2 rRNA genes are annotated in these 2,728 nt (G+C 51.2%); both read left to right on the plus strand.

Annotation, left to right across the window (positions count from 1 at the left end):
• Positions 1-778: ribosomal RNA gene (locus P378_RS10980) — 16S ribosomal RNA — on the plus strand; the annotation flags it as partial.
• Positions 779-1,028: 250 nt separating this feature from the next.
• Positions 1,029-2,728: ribosomal RNA gene (locus P378_RS10985) — 23S ribosomal RNA — on the plus strand; the annotation flags it as partial.

Genomic DNA, 2,728 nt, shown 5'->3' on the forward strand with positions numbered 1-2,728 from the left:
GAAAGCGTGGGGAGCGAACAGGATTAGATACCTGGTAGTCCACGCCGTAAACGATGAGTGCTAGGTGTTGCRGGTATCGACCCCGCAGTGCCGTAGTTAACACAATAAGCACTCCGCCTGGGGAGTACGGTCGCAAGACTGAAACTCAAAGGAATTGACGGGGGCCCGCACAAGCGGTGGAGTATGTGGTTTAATTCGACGCAACGCGAAGAACCTTACCAGGGCTTGACATCCTCTGAAAGCCATAGAGATATGGACCTTACTCGGGTGAACAGAGAGACAGGTGGTGCATGGTTGTCGTCAGCTCGTGTCGTGAGATGTTGGGTTAAGTCCCGCAACGAGCGCAACCCCTAACATTAGTTGCCAGCGAGTAAGGTCGGGAACTCTAATGTGACTGCCGTTGACAAAACGGAGGAAGGTGGGGATGACGTCAAATCATCATGCCCCTTATGTCCTGGGCTACACACGTACTACAATGGCCGGTACAGACGGAAGCGAAGCCGTGAGGCGGAGCAAATCTGAGAAAGCCGGTCCCAGTTCGGATTGTAGTCTGCAACTCGACTACATGAAGTCGGAATCGCTAGTAATCGCAGGTCAGCATACTGCGGTGAATACGTTCCCGGGCCTTGTACACACCGCCCGTCACACCACGAAAGCTGACAACACCCGAAGCCGGTGAGCTAACCGAAAGGAGGCAGCCGTCGAAGGTGGGTTGGTGATTGGGGTGAAGTCGTAACAAGGTAGCCGTATCGGAAGGTGCGGCTGGATCACCTCCTTTCTAAGGAGTAACTTGAACCTTCGGTTCAAGAACTCTGGTCGGTCATACATCATCTCAACTGTTTAGTTTTGAGAGACCAAAACAACCAACAATTACCGGTTGAATTTTAGTTTCTCATGAAGTAAAATCAAAAATCCAGGCAGCTTGCTAAAAGCGAACAGCCAAAACGTTCCTTGAAAACTGAACAGCGAAAAGTAAAGCGTCGTAGAAACAATTTTGCAGGCTACGTAAAGTAACCGAGCAAGCAACAGGTCAAGAAACAAAGGGCATACGGTGGATGCCTTGGCGCTAAGGGCCGAAGAAGGGCGTGGAAAGCTGCGAAAAGCCACGGGGAGCCGCAAGCAGGCAWCGATCCGTGGATACCGAATGGGGCAACCCGGCGGAGCAAAACTCCGTCACCCTATGCTGAACACATAGGCATAGAGGAGGGCACCCGGGGAACTGAAACATCTAAGTACCCGGAGGAAGAGAAAGAAAYATCGAACCCCCAAGTAGCGGCGAGCGAAAAGGGGCGAGCCTAAACCAGAATTCTTCGGAAATCTGGGGTTGCGGGAACCTCATCACGTGAYGATTAGTCCTAGTCGAAGACACCTGGAAAGGTGCTGCACAGAAGGTAACACACCTGTAGGCGAAAGGACGAAAATTGCAGAGGACATCCCAAGTACCGCAGGACACGAGAAACCCTGTGGGAATCCGGGGGGACCACCCCCCAAGGCTAACTACCCTTAGCGACCGATAGTGAACCAGTACCGTGAGGGAAAGGTGAAAAGCACCCCGGGAGGGGAGTGAAAAAGAACCTGAAACCGTATGCCTACAAACTGTCGGAGCACGATTCAGTCGTAAGTCGTCAGACGTCAGACGTCGGGAAAAGGAAGAAAGAACTTTTGGGTCAAGGAATAAAGGCCCAAAAGGAATACATGCAAACCTGACGACTGCTCCTGACGACTGACGACTGATGTGTGACGGCGTACTTTTTGTAGAACGGACCGGCGAGTTACATCCAACGTGCAGGTTAAGGCGAGCAATGCCGGAGCCAAAGCGAAAGCGAGTCTTAAAAGGGCGGCAAGTACGTTGGAGTAGACCCGAAACCTGGTGATCTACCCATGTCCAGAGTGAAGCTTTAGTAAAATAAAGTGGAGGCTCGAACCGACCTTCGTTGAAAAGGAGGCGGATGAGGTGTGGGTAGGGGTGAAATGCCAATCGAACCAGGAGATAGCTGGTTCTCCCCGAAATAGCTTTAGGGCTAGCCTCGGAAGATGGTTAGCGGAGGTAGAGCACTGAATGGGCTAGGGGCCTTCACGGGTTACCGAACCCAATCAAACTCCGAATGCCGCATAACTTACTCCGGGAGTCAGACTGCGAGTGCTAAGATCCGTAGTCAAAAGGGAAACAGCCCAGACCAACAGCTAAGGTCCCAAAGACAGGCTAAGTGGAAAAGGATGTGGGGTTGCACAGACAACCAGGATGTTGCTTAGAAGCAGCCACCATTTAAAGAGTGCGTAATAGCTCACTGGTCAAGTGGCCCTGCGCCGAAAATGAAACGGGGCTAAGCCTGGCACCGAAGCTTTGGATCAGATGGAATTAATGGTGTATCAAGTGTTACATTGGAAAGGTAAAAGTGAGTTTCATTTTGTCACAAAATATCCTTAAAAATAAATTAAATATTTTGTGACCAAATACCTCAGCTAAGACTGGCACCTGGTGCAGCATTAATTCCATCTGATGGTAGGGGAGCGTTCTTATTCCGTTGAAGTCGTACCGTGAGGAGCGGTGGAGGAATAAGAAGTGAGAATGCCGGTATGAGTAAGCGAAAAGGCAGGTGAGAATCCTGCCCGCCGAAAACCTAAGGATTTCTGGGGAAGGTTCGTCCGCCAGAGTAAGCCGACCTAAGCCGAGGCCGCAAGGCGTAGGTGATGGACAATCGGTTGAGAATCCGATGCCACCAACGAC

The sequence above is a fragment of the Desulforamulus profundi genome (genome assembly GCF_002607855.1).